This window comes from Variovorax sp. UC122_21 (assembly GCF_044056785.1).
In the GTDB taxonomy this organism is placed as follows: Bacteria; Pseudomonadota; Gammaproteobacteria; order Burkholderiales; family Burkholderiaceae_C; genus Variovorax.
Genome location: NZ_CP172004.1, coordinates 2,527,781 through 2,543,905, shown reverse-complemented (window position 1 = coordinate 2,543,905; position 16,125 = coordinate 2,527,781). Strand labels below are relative to the sequence as shown.

Annotated in this window: 17 protein-coding genes; 9 read left to right on the top strand and 8 right to left on the bottom strand. The window is 55.8% G+C overall.

The annotated features are described in order from the left end of the window. Positions 1 to 172 precede the first annotated feature (172 nt). Together ACHMXE_RS24290 and ACHMXE_RS24285 are read left to right on the top strand one after the other, a co-directional pair. Positions 173 to 1,369 (top strand): SIR2 family protein, encoded by a 1,197-nt coding sequence (locus tag ACHMXE_RS24290; protein ID WP_395351834.1) that lies wholly within the window; start codon positions 173 to 175, stop codon positions 1,367 to 1,369. Further along, positions 1,366 to 1,560, top strand: a complete 195-nt coding sequence (locus tag ACHMXE_RS24285) for a hypothetical protein (protein WP_395351832.1) — start codon at positions 1,366 to 1,368, stop codon at positions 1,558 to 1,560. The genes ACHMXE_RS24290 and ACHMXE_RS24285 overlap by 4 nt, the downstream gene beginning before the upstream one ends. Here the strand turns inward: ACHMXE_RS24285 and ACHMXE_RS24280 are convergent. Beyond that, a protein-coding gene (locus ACHMXE_RS24280; protein WP_395347880.1) for an IS3 family transposase occupies positions 1,557 to 2,704 on the bottom strand; the annotation gives its coding sequence in 2 pieces (ribosomal slippage) (positions 1,557 to 2,443 and positions 2,443 to 2,704; 1,149 coding nt in all). The two genes, ACHMXE_RS24285 and ACHMXE_RS24280, sit on opposite strands and share 4 nt — an antisense overlap. Before the next feature lie 261 nt (positions 2,705 to 2,965). Here ACHMXE_RS24280 and ACHMXE_RS24275 point away from each other — a divergent pair. The 3 genes from ACHMXE_RS24275 to ACHMXE_RS24265 all read left to right on the top strand — a co-directional run bounded on the left by ACHMXE_RS24275 (position 2,966) and on the right by ACHMXE_RS24265 (position 5,827). After that, entirely contained in the window at positions 2,966 to 3,214 is a 249-nt protein-coding gene (locus ACHMXE_RS24275) for a hypothetical protein (RefSeq protein WP_395351830.1), read from the top strand. 233 nt (positions 3,215 to 3,447) lie between these two features. After that, entirely contained in the window at positions 3,448 to 5,169 is a 1,722-nt protein-coding gene (locus tag ACHMXE_RS24270; RefSeq protein ID WP_395351828.1) for a hypothetical protein, read from the top strand. A 325-nt stretch (positions 5,170 to 5,494) separates the two neighbouring features. Then, positions 5,495 to 5,827 carry a hypothetical protein gene (locus ACHMXE_RS24265; RefSeq protein WP_395352786.1) on the top strand — a complete coding sequence of 111 codons (333 nt, stop codon included), beginning with the start codon at positions 5,495 to 5,497 and terminating at the stop codon, positions 5,825 to 5,827. Between the two features lie 54 nt (positions 5,828 to 5,881). Here ACHMXE_RS24265 and ACHMXE_RS24260 read toward each other — a convergent pair whose 3' ends face one another. The 3 genes from ACHMXE_RS24260 to ACHMXE_RS24250 form a co-directional block, all read right to left on the bottom strand. Beyond that, positions 5,882 to 7,126, bottom strand: coding sequence for an AAA family ATPase (locus ACHMXE_RS24260; protein WP_395351826.1), 1,245 nt, complete (start codon positions 7,124 to 7,126; stop codon positions 5,882 to 5,884). Beyond that, positions 7,126 to 8,136: an AAA family ATPase gene (locus tag ACHMXE_RS24255; protein WP_395351824.1), complete on the bottom strand. Its 1,011-nt coding sequence runs from the start codon at positions 8,134 to 8,136 to the stop codon at positions 7,126 to 7,128. Before ACHMXE_RS24255 ends, ACHMXE_RS24260 begins: the two co-directional genes overlap by 1 nt. A gap of 550 nt (positions 8,137 to 8,686) precedes the next feature. Further along, entirely contained in the window at positions 8,687 to 8,881 is a 195-nt protein-coding gene (locus tag ACHMXE_RS24250; RefSeq protein ID WP_395351822.1) for a hypothetical protein, read from the bottom strand. 97 nt (positions 8,882 to 8,978) lie between these two features. Here ACHMXE_RS24250 and ACHMXE_RS24245 point away from each other — a divergent pair, with 97 nt between their 5' ends. Together ACHMXE_RS24245 and ACHMXE_RS24240 are read left to right on the top strand one after the other, a co-directional pair. After that, positions 8,979 to 9,215, top strand: a complete 237-nt coding sequence (locus tag ACHMXE_RS24245) for a hypothetical protein (protein WP_395351820.1) — start codon at positions 8,979 to 8,981, stop codon at positions 9,213 to 9,215. After that, positions 9,205 to 9,531 (top strand): hypothetical protein, encoded by a 327-nt coding sequence (locus tag ACHMXE_RS24240; protein WP_395351818.1) that lies wholly within the window; start codon positions 9,205 to 9,207, stop codon positions 9,529 to 9,531. The genes ACHMXE_RS24245 and ACHMXE_RS24240 overlap by 11 nt, the downstream gene beginning before the upstream one ends. A 46-nt stretch (positions 9,532 to 9,577) precedes the next feature. Here the strand turns inward: ACHMXE_RS24240 and ACHMXE_RS24235 are convergent, their stop codons facing one another. Together ACHMXE_RS24235 and ACHMXE_RS24230 are read right to left on the bottom strand one after the other, a co-directional pair. Further along, positions 9,578 to 11,170: a plasmid replication protein, CyRepA1 family gene (locus ACHMXE_RS24235; RefSeq protein WP_395351816.1), complete on the bottom strand. Its 1,593-nt coding sequence runs from the start codon at positions 11,168 to 11,170 to the stop codon at positions 9,578 to 9,580. Continuing rightward, complete coding sequence (locus ACHMXE_RS24230; RefSeq protein WP_395351814.1) at positions 11,107 to 12,582, bottom strand: DEAD/DEAH box helicase family protein; 1,476 nt, start codon at positions 12,580 to 12,582, stop codon at positions 11,107 to 11,109. Before ACHMXE_RS24230 ends, ACHMXE_RS24235 begins: the two co-directional genes overlap by 64 nt. A 408-nt stretch (positions 12,583 to 12,990) precedes the next feature. Here ACHMXE_RS24230 and ACHMXE_RS24225 point away from each other — a divergent pair, with 408 nt between their 5' ends. Further along, positions 12,991 to 14,061, top strand: a complete 1,071-nt coding sequence (locus ACHMXE_RS24225; RefSeq protein ID WP_395351812.1) for a tyrosine-type recombinase/integrase — start codon at positions 12,991 to 12,993, stop codon at positions 14,059 to 14,061. Between the two features lie 50 nt (positions 14,062 to 14,111). On the opposite strand, the gene ACHMXE_RS24220 is transcribed toward ACHMXE_RS24225, so the two are convergent. Together ACHMXE_RS24220 and ACHMXE_RS24215 are read right to left on the bottom strand one after the other, a co-directional pair. Next, positions 14,112 to 15,098 (bottom strand): helix-turn-helix domain-containing protein, encoded by a 987-nt coding sequence (locus ACHMXE_RS24220; protein ID WP_395351810.1) that lies wholly within the window; start codon positions 15,096 to 15,098, stop codon positions 14,112 to 14,114. 22 nt (positions 15,099 to 15,120) lie between these two features. Further along, positions 15,121 to 15,300, bottom strand: a complete 180-nt coding sequence (locus tag ACHMXE_RS24215; RefSeq protein ID WP_395351808.1) for a hypothetical protein — start codon at positions 15,298 to 15,300, stop codon at positions 15,121 to 15,123. 223 nt (positions 15,301 to 15,523) lie between these two features. On the opposite strand from ACHMXE_RS24215, the gene ACHMXE_RS24210 reads away from it, so the two are divergent. Next, positions 15,524 to 15,790, top strand: coding sequence for a hypothetical protein (locus ACHMXE_RS24210; RefSeq protein ID WP_395351806.1), 267 nt, complete (start codon positions 15,524 to 15,526; stop codon positions 15,788 to 15,790). Positions 15,791 to 16,125 lie beyond the last annotated feature (335 nt).

The window sequence follows — 16,125 nt, the reverse complement described above, 5'->3', positions numbered from 1 at the left end:
CACGAGCCGCTCCGTCAACTCCTGCGGTTTCCGCGACTTCCCAAGCCTAGATCAGCAGCTTTGAGAGAAGCGCCTTGTCACGACTGCGGTTACAGTCCGTGACTATCACCATCCCTGTAGTCCAATTTGCTTAAAAGCAAGATTTCAGATTTGCCTCGTTAACGGAAATCCAATGACAGCAACGATTTCACCAAGTGACGTATACGACAAGAATCTCAACTTTCTGTTTGGATCAGGCGCGTCGTTCGGGCTATTTCCCACTCTTTCTTTGGGAATACAGACGGATGAAGGAAAGTCTTGGTCGCTTGAGGATCTTGCGACTCATTTCGAGAATACGGGTGACGAGCGACTCACCCCACTTTTCATGCACTACTACCGTGCGTGCATCGACCCCGCGCAGAAGTTCACCATTGCCTCGGCCGAGGGTGATTCAGTACGCGAGAGTGTCGTGAAGAACTACTCGACTTTCATCAAGAATATTCTCCAAATTCTTCAACATCGCAAGCCGATGGAGAAACGTTGCAACCTCTTCACTACGAACTACGACGGCTGCTTCCCACTGGTCGCCGACAAGATCCTTCAACAAGGCGACACTGACTTTGTGTTGAATGATGGAGCCCGTGGGTTCAGTCGACGTTACCTCCAGGCGCGCAACTTCAACACCTTTGTATGTCAGACCGGGATCTTTGAGCGTCACCAGACCAGCATTCCACAGATCAATCTGGTGCATGTGCATGGATCCGTCTACTGGAGGAAGGACGGCGACAACATAGTCGTAGAGTACGACGACGATTCCCTCGGCGGACTGTTGAGCGTTGATGTACTAGGTAGGCTGCAGGCGTTCTCGACAGCATTGGAGGACAAAGGGGCGACGCTCGCAAGCCTTCCATTCCCGGCCTTCACGCAAGTCGAGCGTGATGCTTTTTGGATGGCTTACAAGAAGCTACCCATCGTGAACCCCACCAAGTGGAAGTTTCACGAAACAGTGTTCGAGGAGCACTACTACCAAATGCTCCGGATGCTGAGCTACGAGCTTGAGAAGCCTAATGCTGTGCTGATTACGTTCGGGTTCTCCTTCGCGGACGAACATATTCTCAACCTTGTTAAGAGATCGCTGTCAAACCCGCATTTGCAAGTGTTCATCTGTTGCTATAGCGCTGGTTCAAGCGAAAGATTGAGTGAGACGTTTCGGGGGTACAACAATGTGCGCTGCGTCGTAATCGAAGATGGTGTGATGGACTTCACCGCATTCAATGAGCGCGTCTTCTTTGTTAGCCCGCCAGCCCCCTTAACCGCGCCGACTCCGATCTCGATCTCAATGCCAGCTACGGCCCCTATATCCGCAGCGCCTCAGGGTGGCGTGGCATGAGCATTCAGGTAGGAGAGGTAATCGCCGTCAATGGCGTGAAGATCACACTCAAGATTGATGAGGACTCAAGCAAGGAGACACTGTTCTACGCGGGTGAAAAGTACAAGGGTGTCTCCATTCGAGAGTACATCGCCATCCAGCGCGGCTTCAGGCATATTGGGCTGCTGCCGGTTTCGTTGACACCGACCTAAGCTTTTTGAGCTTGTTCGAACTGTACGGGACTGACGTAGCCGAGCGTCGAATGCCGGCGCATCGGGTTGTAGAACCGCTCGATGTAGTCGAACACATCGGCCCGAGCTTGCTCCCGACTGCGGTACACGCGCCTGGCCGTGCGCTCGGTCTTCATTGAGCTGAAGAAGCTCTCCATCGCCGAGTTGTCCCAGACCTCGCCGGCTCTGCTCATGCTGCAGGTGATGCCTTGCTCGCGCAGCAGTTGCTGGAAGTGCGCACTGGTGTATTGACTGCCCTGGTCCGAGTGATGAAGCAGTGCTACTGGCTTGCCCCGGCGCCATACGGCCATCATCAGCGCGTCCACCACGAGCTGCGAGGTCATGCTCTCTTGCATCGACCAGCCCACGATGCGACGCGAGTAAAGGTCCAGCACCGCTGCCACGTACAGCCAGCCTTCGGCCGTCCAGATGTAGGTGAAGTCGGCCACCCACTTCTGGTTCGGTGCATCGGCCTGGAACTGGCGGTCCAGCACGTTGTCGGCAATCGCACAGCGCTCGCCCCGGTCCTTGGGTAAGCCCCGGCGCCTGGGACGTGCACGAAGAGCCTGCTCGCGCATGAGCCGCTCGATGCGGTGCAGGCCACAAGGCTGGCCCTGCTCCAGTACATCGCGCCACACGCGCCTGGCGCCATAGGTGCGGTCGCTGTGCACGAAGCTCTGGTGCACCTGAGCGCCCAGCTTCTCGTCATCGAGGCTGCGCCGGCTCCTGGGGCGCGCCAGCCAAGCGTAGAAGCCGCCTCGCGAGACACCGAGCGCCTCGCACATCAGATTGACCGGCCATGCCCCTCGGTGTTTCGCCACGAAGCCGAACTTCACATCGACTCCTTCGCGAAGTAGGCCGCGGCTTTTTTCAAGATGTCGCGCTCCATCTTGAGCTTGGCCACTTCCTTGCGCAGCCTGGCTATCTCCGCGTCCTGGGCCGTCTGCTTGCCATTGCCCGGAAAGGCCTCCTGCGGTGCCTCACGCAGCTCGCGAACCCATTTGCGCAGCACGTTCTCGTGTACGTCCAGGTCCTTGGCCGCCTGGGCCACGGTCACCCCACGCTCAGTGACCAGCTTGACCGCCTCGAGCTTGAACTCGCGGCTGAATGTCCTTCTTCTCTCCATGAACCACCTCCGGTTTCATTTCACACCTTAACAAGGTGTCTTTGAAACCGGCAGCAGCCCAGAGGGCCGCGGGGTCGATTGGGACGCAGAAGACAAGAAGATCAAGATGGCCGTGACGTTCTCTCGAATGGTCAAGCGCGCCAGAACGCTGATCGAGAACGTTGAGAGCGGTATCTTCCCTAAGTACTGATCAAAAGCGATCCTTGCACCACAAGCGCGCTCAGATTCTTGCTACATTCACTCACAATCAAAGGAGTGAACATGGATCGCAAGGACTTCCTGGACCAGTGCAAACAAGAACTGTCGGTGGCCGAAGAGGACGGAAAAAAGCTTGCTGCCTTCCACCTGATAGTGCTTCGGAATGCGGAAATGCTTGAAGACATATCCGCAGCTGACTTTTGTAGCGCAGTCGGCGTCAAGGCCGGGTTTGCTGCTGAGTTCACCCAGATGAAGGCATTGCATCGGCGCATGAGGGAGAAGAATGTGGGGCTCGTGCAGTTTGATCGATAGGTGTTGAGGCAGTTGGCCGTCAGCCAAAGCCGCCATCCGCCGCAGCGGGCGTCCGTAGCACGCCCTCGATGCCGTCGGACTAACTAGGTTAGAGCAACCGCAACCATCTCTGTGATTGCGTGGACATTGCATGCAAGCTGCGCTAGGTAGACGAGCTCATTCGGTGGGCCAAAAATGGACGGCGCATATCTAAACCACACCCGAGGATGCTTGGACAGCGAACAAGGAAAACTGTGGCCAGCGACAACGATGATTCAGTGATAAAAGTGACAATTGCCGTGAATGCCATCAAGGAGGGGAAGATAGGAGTCCCCGACGAGCCTTGGGTGCAGGAACTGCTGACGGCGCCTCGCGGCCCCACCGGAAGCGTATTGTTGAAGGGTTTGTCGCAGGGGACGATTTCCAGAGCTCGAGCCGTCTCCATGGCAGTCAGGTTCATGCAGCAGCAAGCTCACGAGCCTAACCCAGAGCCTGTTGTCAAACTCGACATAGCTGAAACGCAGGCAGAGCTTTTTCGGCTCTTTGCTATTCTCTTCGCGGCCTTGATTGGCGTGTCAGCTCAGGACATTTCGTACTCCGACATCCAAGGCAGTCTGCTAGCAAGGCTGAAGGACGACTCCGCCACGGTCTTCAAGAGGGTGAACGCTGCGACCGATGAGCTGCATGCCTTCTACCAAAAGAATGCTCATGCCCTATTTAGGGCCGCCAAAGAACTCGGGGGCATGAAGGCCGTTCTTGGCGGGCAGCGCCGCTTTACTGAAACGACGCTCAATGGAGTTCGCGTCTCCGGCCTGTACCTCGACACTCAACTGATTCCAGACCCAGTCTTCTCCTTCATTACAAGCTCGATTGCGAAGAGCATGAATGCTGCGCCGCTCCAACTGGCGCACACCCTCTTTTTCCTGCTGCAGCTCGAACCGCTTGTACATGCGCACTTGGCCACCCCGCTTGTATTCGTTTTTCCCAGTTTTGACGAGGGGCTTGAAGAACACGACGCGGTGACACAGGCTGGTTTGGCCAACCTTACGTACAAGGTCTTGGCCCCGGCGTGTGACGGCACGGTCGAATCCTACGAAGAGGTGCAGGAGTATGCGAAGAAGCAGCCGGACGCATTCTTGCAAAACGTGATGAAAGCGCGGCTGTTTGTTCCACAAGGAGGCGACGTCAACAGAACGTATTCCTGGCAGGAAGCGGTCAAGCTCCAACTCGAAGAACTCCACGGAAGCGTGAGCGAGTCGTATTTCGAGGCAATAGCCGCAATGCCTCCGGAACAGGTGGTCCTGATTAACACGATGCAGCGTGTGCGTGGACAATACCATCTCCTGGAGAACTCGGACGAGCTTGAGGCGCAGCCGCTCTTGACGCTTCCGGTGCATTGGCACTACTACCAGCTTTGTGCGACCGCAGAGGCCAGAGCCTTAGTAAGGCAGCAGGTCCTGTCGGACCAGGCGTTTCAGACCCTCCAGGCGCTCCAAGACGATAGCCTTAGTTGGCTTGGAAACATTCCCATTGGCGGGCTCTTGGAGCTTAGACAGAACCAGGAGCACATGGCGTTTCGAGAAGAACTGAAGAAGGTCACCGCGCAGCTTATGTCAGCGGGTCCGGCAGACCTCGACCAAGTAGTCCGAGAGGTCAACCATGGCCTCAAGGTGTTGGTCGACCGACAGAAGAAGGCGATTCAGGACATTGAGGACAGATACAGGCCCAAGAACTGGGCCACCAACCTTGGAATTGGCGCGGGAGCCCTAAGTGGAGCCGCAATGGCTTTCATGCCGTTCCTGGCATCTGCACTCGGACCGGTTGCGCCGGCGGCGCCGTTCTTGGCAGCATTGGGTGCCGGCGGCCTAGCTCGAGCCAAGGACAAGGCAGCGGAGCTTGCTGAGAAAGGCCGCACGAAGCGAGCGCTTCTCGGCATGCTGGCCACGGCCTACCACGCAAAGCCGACTGGCAGCTAAGAAAGTGCGACGCTGGCAGGCCTCACACAAGGCTGGCTAGAGGCGCCGATGGAAGTGGTTCAACACGGACATTGCAATGAGAGGTAAGCGCTCCACTCCGGACCCAATCGGCGCTGGCGTGCGGGGGGCAGACTCCAGCCAGAACCGGCACTTCGCCGGCGGGCACAAGCCGCCCCGAACCAAACATTCATAGCGGTGCGATGACCATCGACGATGCCTTAATAGTCGACGCGATCGGCACAAACAAAGAGGCGGGCACTGTCCATCTAAGCGCTTTTGCGCATCCGCAGTGAGATCGACGTGCGAAACTCCTCCTTAAGAAAAGATCAATCGCTACTTAGGGTCCATCGAGGCGAACGAACTCAGTGAGGTCTACCCTTCAGGCAGCGGCAGGCAGATCGCCATAGATGTGTACAGCAAGTTCAGGCCTGCCGACGATGTCGTGGCGTTTTCGGGCAAGCAGCAGCCGTTGCGGCAGAGTATGGCGCGGAGTTGCGGTACGCGCATGCTGGAAACGGCGACGTCGACGACTATGCTTGAGCGCGCTTCGAAGCTCGTGCTGTCTGGGTCTGCGGCAGGTTTTGGCCACATGCTGCCGTTTGCCAAGGGCAGTTCTAGGACATCTCACTTAGCCGCTTTTGTTTTCTGCGGCTGCTAATCGATCTCCCGACTTTGATGCGCGGCGGCCTTGTTGCGCGCTCGTCGCTTGATCTCAGGGATGCGCTTCAATCAGCGCCTGCCAGTGCTTGGGATCCTCGGTCTGGATGAGCGCCAGCATCTCATCGATCGCTGCTTCAATGTCGCAGATCAGGTCGTTGTTCTCAGCCAGCCGCTCGATGTTGTTGGCGTGGCTGAAGTAGTGTAAGGCCTTGAGGATCCGCTTAGCCGGCTCCACGCCAAAAAGCATCTCGACACGGGTGTCGACCGTCACCTCGTGGTGGGTCGGTATGCGTCCGTAGGAATACAGCTCAACAAAGCGGCGCATGGCGTTGGGCAGCATTAGTAGCAACTCCATCTCCTCGGGGCCGCGCTCCTGCCGGAACCTGTTCAGCACACCAAACAGAAAGTGGTACTCAGACGAGTAATTCAGCAGTGCTGCAGGCATGTCGACCAACACGGATATGGTCGGCGTGGTGCGCTTGACTAGGCAGTACCTAGCCTTCTTCTTGTCGGGCTTGAGCTCGCGTACCAAGGAAAAGAAGTTAAAGTTGTGGGTCAGCACGAACAGCTGCTTGCAGCGGGTGCGCCACTCCATGTTTCCGTTGACCTGCACTTGGTGGAAAAACGCTTCTCGAATGACGCCGATCACCTGGAAAACGTGATTGCTGTCCAAGCTAGATATGGGGTCGTCGATGCACACGATGACGTCGGCCAGATTGGCCACTTCCTTCAGCTTGGCCATAAAGTACGCGAAGGCAATGGCAGTCTTCTCACCCTCGCTCAGGTATGTAGCCGGCCGGCCACCGTTGCGCATGAGCCGGAACCGTTCCTGCCCGTTGACGTCGACGACATCGATGTTGACGCTGGACGGCCCCAGCAAGGAGTGGATTCGCTCGTTGATCTCCTGCCGGCCCCGCTGCGCCTTATGGACGATGGCCCGCTGCCTAGCTTCCGCGGCCGCTACGCCATTCCGCCAACGGTGGAAGCGCGCGCGGCGCTGCTCCTGGACCTTGCGCTCGGCATCGAGTCGATCCAACTGCTGCTTCACGACGAAGTCAGCGGCGTAGTGCGCCTTTAGTTTGGTGATGGCCTGCGCTTTGGCCTGGTCGAAATTGTTGGAGACCCGGTTGTGCTCCGCGATGATGGTGTTGATGGCGGACACAGCCTGAGCCACGTCGGCCCAAGGCTCGCCCTGGATTCCCGGCATCGCGATCAACGTGCGCGGGGACTCGACCTTACGCTCGAGCGCTGATCGCAGTGCCAACACGTCCGCGTTGTACGCGCTGACCGACTGCATCAAGTTGGCGGCAGCATCTCTGTAGCTCTCGCGAAATGAGGCGTACAGCTCGCTCTCCGCCGAGGCGCGAAGGCCAGCACGGACGTCCCAACTCTGGCCAGTAGGGCGGCGATAGCGTCCGCGTGTGTGGTCAGGTCTTTGGAGAAGTGGGTTCGAAGTGCCGCCAGTCGTGCCTCACTGAGCGGCGAAGCACAAAAGAGGCAGTCGTCTTGGTGCTGGTGGAGCGGCATGCCCTGCAGCACCCACCGCTCGACGTCTGCGTTCTGCGCCAAGGCTTGGATGGCGTTGGCCAAGTCCGGCACCTTGGCCAGTAGCGGTTGAGCCTCGGAAAGGAGCTGGCGAAGCTTGGTGTCCAAGCTGCTGGACGGCAGCGGGTGCAGGCGGTCCTGATCCGAGGCGCGGGCCAGACGTAGGTTCGCCTGCAGATCATCTGCAGACAGTATGGCCGCCCCCGGGTTCTGCCGGACTGATTGTGCTTCCCGGTCCAGGTGGTCTGCTCGGAACGAAGCGTTGAGCGCCATGGTCTCCCGTATGGTCGCCGCCGTGGCCGTGCGCGCCGCACCAAGATCGTTGGCAGCTTTCTCAAGGGCTGCTTCGGTTTTGGCCGCAGCCTGCGCAATCTTGGACCGCAGTCTTTCACATTGAGCTAATTTCTCAATCGCCGCCTTGGACTCCTCGCCCAACAGGAAGATCGGATTGAAGTGGTCGCCCGCGAAATTGAGATTCGTCGCCACGAAGTCCGCGTTAAACACGCGGACGTTCAAAGTGTTGCTCTGATAGTTGGCTTCGTTGACGACGCCACCCTCACATCTGAACTCGAATTCGAAGGCCGGCAGGCCGGGCAGCGCCTGACGGTGCTCGAGCATGGCGAATAGCCTCGACAGTGTCGTCTTGCCGGAGTAGTTCCAGCCGTAGATGACGTTCTTCATGCCGAAATCCGCCATGCCGGCCGCTGGCCGATAGTCGGCATATACGCCGAGGCCCTTGATGTGGTTAATGCGCTCGATCATGGATGCTCCGCTGGTCCCGCATGTGGCTGCGGTTGGCCTTTTAGTCGCACGGATGTACAAAGCACTTGCACGCAATGCACCAGGGCAACAAAGCCGCCCGCACCTTGCATTTTGCGACCTTTCTCTGCCCCGGCCTTGGCACGCGCGTCAGGAGCCGCCTGCTCAGCGCTTGTCGGCGTGTCAGCATGAACCCCGGGGCAGCAGTAGGTCGGATGTTGAACGCCCGCTTTAGGACAGCGATCCAGCAAAGACGGAAGCTGCTTCGAGCAAGGTCCAATGTCTCAAATGCGCCCATAGCGACATACGCGGTACTCAAAAGCGGACGCTCGCTGAAGGTCCGATCAGAGCACGCCGTACAGCTGCTTCGGGCCCAAAGCTGTTTCTCAAGATATGCCTAAAGCACCTGCTCCCAGAACGCGGGATCTGATATTCGTTCCCATCCCGCGTCTCCTGCTGGTTTATCTGCTGGTAGCTTCGCCAAGAAAAGGCGGCGGTCAGAATACCCATCAGGAAGCCGTCCTCTAAGATGGGTGTTGACAAAGTGCATGAACTAGAGCGCCGGCATGCTGACTTCATTCCATCGAAATACTTGAAGCAACGCGAGCAAAGTCTCTTGCATGGTTCTGTAGGTTTCCCAGTCCTTCACCTTCCAGAGTGTGATCGCGTCGTCAAGCGTCGCCCCACGAGCCGTCTGAATCTGTGTTTCAGTGTAGTTATTGATATTGAAGTATTTGAGCGGGTACATATCCGGCCTCCTAGCTCAATGTCCCGTTGAGTCCTGCTCCGGTATTTATCTTTCCTCCCCTGTTGTGCAACACCGTTTCTGACGGGATGGTGTGCGCATGGTCAAGAAAAAAGCCGCCGCGCACATCCTCTCGGAAGACGAACGAACCACGCTGCTCGCGATCATCGACGAGCAATTCGGACCGGGCCTCATCCGAGAAGAGTTCGACGAGGCGATGCTGGATCTGTTCGAAAACATTCCAGGCTTCGAGACCATCTCGCCTGCCAAGGCGAGCCACACCGTCAACCAACTCTGGAGTACGTACCATGGGAAAGAAGCCCGCCGTGAGCAATGACAACACCGAAGGCATCGAAAACGGTTCGAACGCAATCGAGACGCCGTCGAAGTCCTCGGAGCCGGTCGTTGTCGATCTGAGCAAGCCATCGATCCGCGCTGCAATCGAACAGGGCAAGGCCGTTCTCGCCGAAGGAAAAACCAAGGCCGATGCGGCCCGGGCCATCTTCGGCGCGATCAAGGACGAACCGAAAGAAGTGATCGTCGGAGCATTCGTCGAAGGCGCCGCGCTCACCGACAAGGGCGCGCTGACGTACTGGTACAACTGTCGACGAAAGGCCGCTAAGGAAGCTGCGGCGGCAGCAAACCTCTCCTGAGTTTCCGAGCATCGTCAGATAGCCCATTTCGGCTTTCTGACGATGTTCAGTCAACCACACGACTTCCGGGGTCTCCCGCATTGATCAATGCGTCTCTTTGTTTTCGCCATGCCTGACGGCGGTGAGGATCGCTTCGACGACTGGCCCAGGTTGACACCGTGGCGAGTTCATCCGCAGCCAGACGGTAGAAGTATCGCTTCTTGCCTCCGGACTGTTCTGTTCGGCTCTTAGGAAGTCTAAGGCCAACCAGTTTCAAGATCGACTGCAGCTGCGTGATGGGCTTCTTGTAAACATCGCCTCGGACTGGAATCTTGAAGTGTCGCTCGATCTCGGCTTTGTTCTTCTGCGCTGTACGCGCAAACGCTTCGAGTTGGGCAGAATCGATCTCGATAGCAGGGTCGAATGCCTTGTCGCGCAGAATACCTGCGCTCTTGAACAGTTCAAGCAGCAGATGCTTCTTCTGGAGCAACTGCTTCTGATCTGGGAGCAGAATTTCCCGGTCCCATCTGTCCTCCGATTTCAACGTCTCGTCATCGGACACGAGCAATCCGAAGGTACGAATGCTCTCTCTCAGTCTTCCGTCATCATCAAGGACCAATAACTCCAGCGTTGCATCCTCGCAGTAGAAGGACTCGATCTCGTATCGACGCATGGCCGGCCGGTCGTTGTCATTCAGCTTGTCGGCGCTCTCACGACTTCGCAGATTGCCAAACTGCTGTTCACTTATTTGAGGCGCGGCCAAGATCGATTGCAGTCGCTTGTTCAACAGCGCTTCTTTCCCCTCCTTCCGGATCGCTTTTCCTACTTTCCGGGCCTCGCCGTTCGTTTCGATGACCTCGACATTCCAACCGTTGCTACGCCGAAGATCGATGAAGTTCTTGCGCAAGCGATTCTTAGAGGCTCGTTCGCTTGCGGTGACTGTCCCATAGATCTTGTCATAAAGATCGTCGTAGACAGGCTTGCCATCAGGAGAAATACTCAAGAGTTCACGCTGCTTCTGGCCGGAGGCGAGCAGTTCGGCTCTGATTGCCAGCACGTCTGTCTCGAAGCGATACTCCTCTGAGGATATCCATACGTGAACTTGGCCCGGATTACGTACCCTCGACAGTTGCTGGTCAATGTCAAAGTGGGTGTTGATCCGTGGCTCAAAGAAACCATAGACTGCATCGATCAAGGGGGCGTCATCTTCGAAAGTGATGTCGATTCCTGTCCCGATCGCCGGCGATGAAAGGATCACGGCGTAGTCCAGAGCACGCGTTTTGATGTCCCGCATGATGGCCTGAATCTCCGGATTTTGCGAGTTGTCCGAGGTGACTTTCAGGACCTTCCGCGGCTCAACCCTTTCTATTAGCTTGGTTTCGATCTGATTGATAAAAGTTTTTGAGTTTGAACAGACAAAGCACCGTTCCCCACGCTCAACGCTGGAAAACAGCGCGGCGATCAGTGCATCGGATTTCGCACCTTCATGGAGATTCACGGTGCGTTCTTCCGGTTTCCACCAGTTCAACAAGACCTGAACGGTACGATCCCTCTGATCGTCCAGTAAGTCGCCAAGCACTTCGATCGTGACTCGATTCAAGTCCGCATCGAGCAGGTACATGGCCTCTGCTTGCTTGAGATAGAACTGAAACCGCAGCAATGCACTGCGTCGGTGTTCACGTAGTGTGGCCGACAGGAGATGGAGAAAACTTGCTCGACCTCATCGATCAGCACGATGTCATAGCGGTCGAACTCCGTGTTCAGTCTATCGATGCTGTCCAAGCAGATCGCGTAGTGGCGGGTGGGAGGATGGAAGGTCGAACCGCCTGAACTGTTGTCGCTTTCCGAGATATTCAAGTAGCTCGTTAGCCCAAGCCGCTCGGCGGTCGCTGCAACCAGTGCACGGCGATGTCCGATCAAGAGGACGGAAAGGTCGGCAGCCTTCGCATCAGCGACCAGTTTCATGAGCCATTCCGTCTTGCCTGTACCCTTCGGACTCTTGACAAGCGTGATGTTCGCGCGTGCTTTGAAGGAGGTCCCCACCATCGTGTCGCCCATTTCCACGCCAGGCAAGGGCTTCTCCGCCTCGAAGACAGGCTTCAGCTCGGGAGGCGACTCTTCGTAGGGAAGATATCGCAGCTCCGACCATTGACGCACTGGGAGCCCGAGGACCTCCGACATGTCGATAAGACCGTCATCGTCCGTATAAGCTTCGTACTGGTCGTAGCTCAGCGACAGCACCTTGTTCCATTCGTAGTCAAAAAGGTATTCCGAGTGTTTCACACCCGAGCCATCGTCGATGAAGAAGGTCGCGTTGCAAGCACTGCATGACAGACCCGGCACACCGTGTCGGTTTCGCAGCGTGAATGCACTCGGTCGATAGTCAACATGCTGCGGGCAAAAGATACTCGTGTAGGGGGGAAGGTCACTCAGAAGTGCAGTCGCTCCTCGGGCCGTGCGTACAGTAACGTTCGGTGCTATGGTCAGGCGGGACCGGATGGTGCTAGAGATGCCATGCCGCCGACCGGACCCTGAAGAAGAAGAATCGATCGTTTCATCCGCCCGCGTCAGAAGTGCCTCGACTTCCGAGGCCGGGAGGCGGCCATTCAGAACGATCGGTCGAGCCCCTTTGGAGCCGAAGAACAGCCGGCACGCGTCCTTGCAAGCGCCGTCTGCACCGAATTTCGCGATCAAGCCTGTCAGCGCTCGCTTCAGCGTTTCAGAGTCCGAGATCGGCGACTCCAGTTCGAAGACAACTCGGAACCGATGCGCTTCCGGTTGGTGGTTAGGCGTGGTGTACAGCAGGCATGCGTACTGCCGAACGTATGGATCCGATAACGCTGCGTCTAGGCTCAGGCCATGATCAATATCTACCGCCAGGAAGCCCGCCGCCGTGAAGTTTTCTGATTTTCGCCAGCCTTTCTTGTGCTGGGCGCAGAACGCGAATCCCTGATCGATAAGCGCCGCGAGTTCTTGTGCTGTGACATCGACATTTTCGAACAGCCCGTTGGCCTCCTTGAGAACGTCCTTGGATGCCTTGTTGATGAGTTGGCGATTGATGGCGATCAGCATGCGTGCTCGCCTCCGTTTTCGTCACGAAGGAAATCGATGTATTCCAGTCGATGATGATCGAAGCCGCGTGCAGATCGCGTATCTGCGTGTGCTCTTGTAAAAGTGGTGGGTCCCGACGCCTTCAATGGACGGTCAGTAGTGATAGAGGGCATGTCTTCTCCGTTCTTCTCATTTTGAATGATCGCCGAGTTCCGTACGGCGAGTGGGACCGGTGACGACTACGCAAGCTGGAGGCTCGGGTTTTCGGAACTGAACGGAGGCTATGGAAGCCGTCACTGTGTCCGCCGGTATTTATGCGAGTAGACCGATGGAACGTGATTGGTAGATCGGAAACTGTTGTCCTGGGTCGAGACACGAGGGATGGTCATCGGGAATCAACAACCCGATTACCCCGGAAAGACTCATTCGATGTCGATCATCAAGCGTGGCAACAGCAGGGTCTGGTACATCCAGTTCCAGATGAACGGAAAGACGTACATCAAGTCGTCGAGGACGACCGACAAGAGAGCGGCGCAGCAGATGGAGACCGACTGGAAGTCGAAGCTCCATGCTGAGCAGCATCTCGGCCACAAGGAGAAGGTCACGCTGAAGGCGGCGATGGCCCAGTTTGCGGAATCCAGGCGAGGAACACCGAACCACCGCGTTCTTGAGAGCGGGATTCGAATCGTCACGCGACTGATGGCGATCAACAAGCCGATCGATGAGGTCACTTCGCATGACCTTGAGCGATTCAAGCGCGATCGCATGAAGGAGGGAGCAAGCGGCCAGACGATCCGCCACAACCTCAATCTGATCCGTGGGGCATGGAAGTACGCGACCAAGCTTGGCTACCGTGTGGGAGAACTGAATTTTCCAGAGGTCAAGCTCGGGAAGTCGCCGCTTCGCTACCTTTCCGATGACGAGGAACGACGACTGCTAGCGTGTCTCGATCCAAAGCGAGAGGTCAAGGGCTTGCCTCCCTACGAAGAGCGCCTTCCCGAAATGAAAAGGACGATGCAGGACGCCTACGATCTTGTCGTAATGCTGCTTGATACCGGCGCCAGGTACAGCGAAATCGCGAACATCGAGTGGTCACGGATCGACTTGGCCGAGCGGACGATTCATCTGTGGCGGCCGAAGGTTCAGAACGAGGCGATCCTCTACATGACGGACCGTGTGTTCGACATCCTCAACCGTCGCAAAGAAGGGGCCGACCAGTATTTGTTCCAGAACAAGCGAGGTGGGCCGAGAGGCTATGCGAGCCTTGCGATTCGGAAGGCTCTGCGGAAAGCCGGCCTCGCCGATAGCAAGATCCACACGCTGCGGCATACGCACGCATCGAGACTGATCCAGAACGGTCTGAGCGTCTACGAAGTGAGAGAAGTTCTTGGTCATACTGACATCAAGACGACCATGCGGTATGCCCATCTTGAAACTCGTCAGGTCACGTCGAAGGCGCGCGATGTAATTAATCGATTAACGATAGAGGCGCAAAGTTAATCTGATATTCTAGATTGCGGGCAAAAAGCATCGAATGAAAATGTTTCAATTTACAAAGAATCGATCTCTTTTTTCACTGGAATAATAAATTCTGCAACATTGTCTTTTATGGATATAAATGTGTACTCATGGCGGGTCTTCATGCCAGGTGAACCTATTGTGACGCCGAGAGCAAGCATCGGTTCATTTCGAGGAAGAAAAAGCTCCAAGGCCGGGGTTGGAATTTCTGCTTCTATGCCGGAGAACAATGGCATTCCTTTTTTTGCGTCCCATAAGAATACAAGACGATTAAGAGGCACTGGAATGCCCTCGTAGCTAAGAGTGGATGGCTGCTTATTTACGCGAACATCCGGAGATAGCTTTTCTGGCCTCCATTTTATGCGCTGATCTATCAAAATATCAATAACAGCATATTCGGCAATCTTGGAGGATTGGTTGACTATGGCCAAAAATATTTCTACTTGACTATAGAGTTTTTCGGAGAACTCTTCTAGCTGCACCGACTCTTTTCGATTTTTAAAACAAAAAGTTGCAAAAAGATCCGGAGCGGTGGCTCGATTCATCACATCGCGAATTTCATACTCTTCCATTGGAGTAGATTCAAAGTTGAACCTTTTGTAGAATCGCTTGTCTGCGGCTTGGTGTGGGGCGTTTGAACTTTGAGGGATATAAATGACGTAAGCCACTCGCCCGGGTGCCGTTGTTTTTAATTGAACTTGGTTGACCAGAATCCCGCTAATTCTTCTATGGATTTTTGAATTGATTACTTGCTCAATCCATTCTTTCGAGATTTCCTCAGGATCAAGGCCTTCGTCAATTCCGATGGGAAAATGACCATCCTCTTTGATTCCGTAAACAATTATACCGCCGGCGGCGTTTGCGAAGGCGCTCACATCTTTACTGAGTTCGTTCTTTTTTCCTTCGCTTTTTTGTAGCGCTTCGCATCGCTTGTAGTCGAGCTCCAAGCTTTCTTGGACTTCAGAAGAGATTAATTCGAGCAGATCCTCTTCAGTCCATTTCCATGGCTCGAGATTCATTTATAGCTCCTTTGCGGAAGGGTCAAGCGTCGATGCGTCTAGGCTCTCTCGGCACATATTGGTCGCCTCGCCTTAATTCGGCAATTCGATTGGCATTTGGTTCGATCATTTCTTCTGATTTATTTTCATGGATGGCGGATTGTTCCGAATGCGTGCGATATATCCAGAGTTTTTTATTTGAACTCCATCCGTTGATCTGCATCCTTATTTTCTTCCACTAGTTACATGGGCTTTTATAATTCCATGTTATACCATCCGCAAAAGAGGTAGCCGCTTCTCTCAAAGCTGCTGATCTAGGCTTGGGAAGTCGCGGAAACCGCAGGAGTTGACGGAGCGGCTCGTGACTGGGCCGACTCTTGGCAGTGGTTGCCGTTCAGAACACGGTGCTTGTCTCGATAAATACAGCTTGGAGGCGAGAGACAACCATGAACGAGAACGCCACACCTTGGAACCGACTGCGAGCGCTACTGGACTCGATGTTCGTCTTCTCCAACCGAACGAGATCGACCGTCAGGGTCGTGCACCAGACGTTTGACGACGCAAAGCAGGAACACGTCGTCGTGGTCGAGTACAGGGCGCATGTGAAGGCGCCTGGCGCAATGAAGACCGATCAGGACCGATCGAAAGTGATCGGACGTGCATCGATGGCATCGTTGCGTGAGCTACTCGCTCACGGCAAGCGGCTGAGCTGAAATCGCCTAGCAGCTCAGCCGTTGCGTTGATTTTCGGCCCTTCATGTCTCGGCCAGCTACGGAGGTCATCGTCGGATGACAAACCATCCGAAGTAGCACTTTCGGACCACCACCCTGGCCCCAGAAATTAGGGTCACCGCAGATAACAGAATTTCTTGTTTATATATAAAAATAAAAACTGTTATCTTCCTCAGTGCCCTACCACGTGGTGGCCTACCCCCGGGGTTGTTGATCTGGGAGGCCCAAAACCGTGAATTTCCGGTGGACTACCCGGCAGACCACGTTGGCTACCCGGACCACCGACCGACCAGAAATAGGGTCAAGAAAACAGAGGG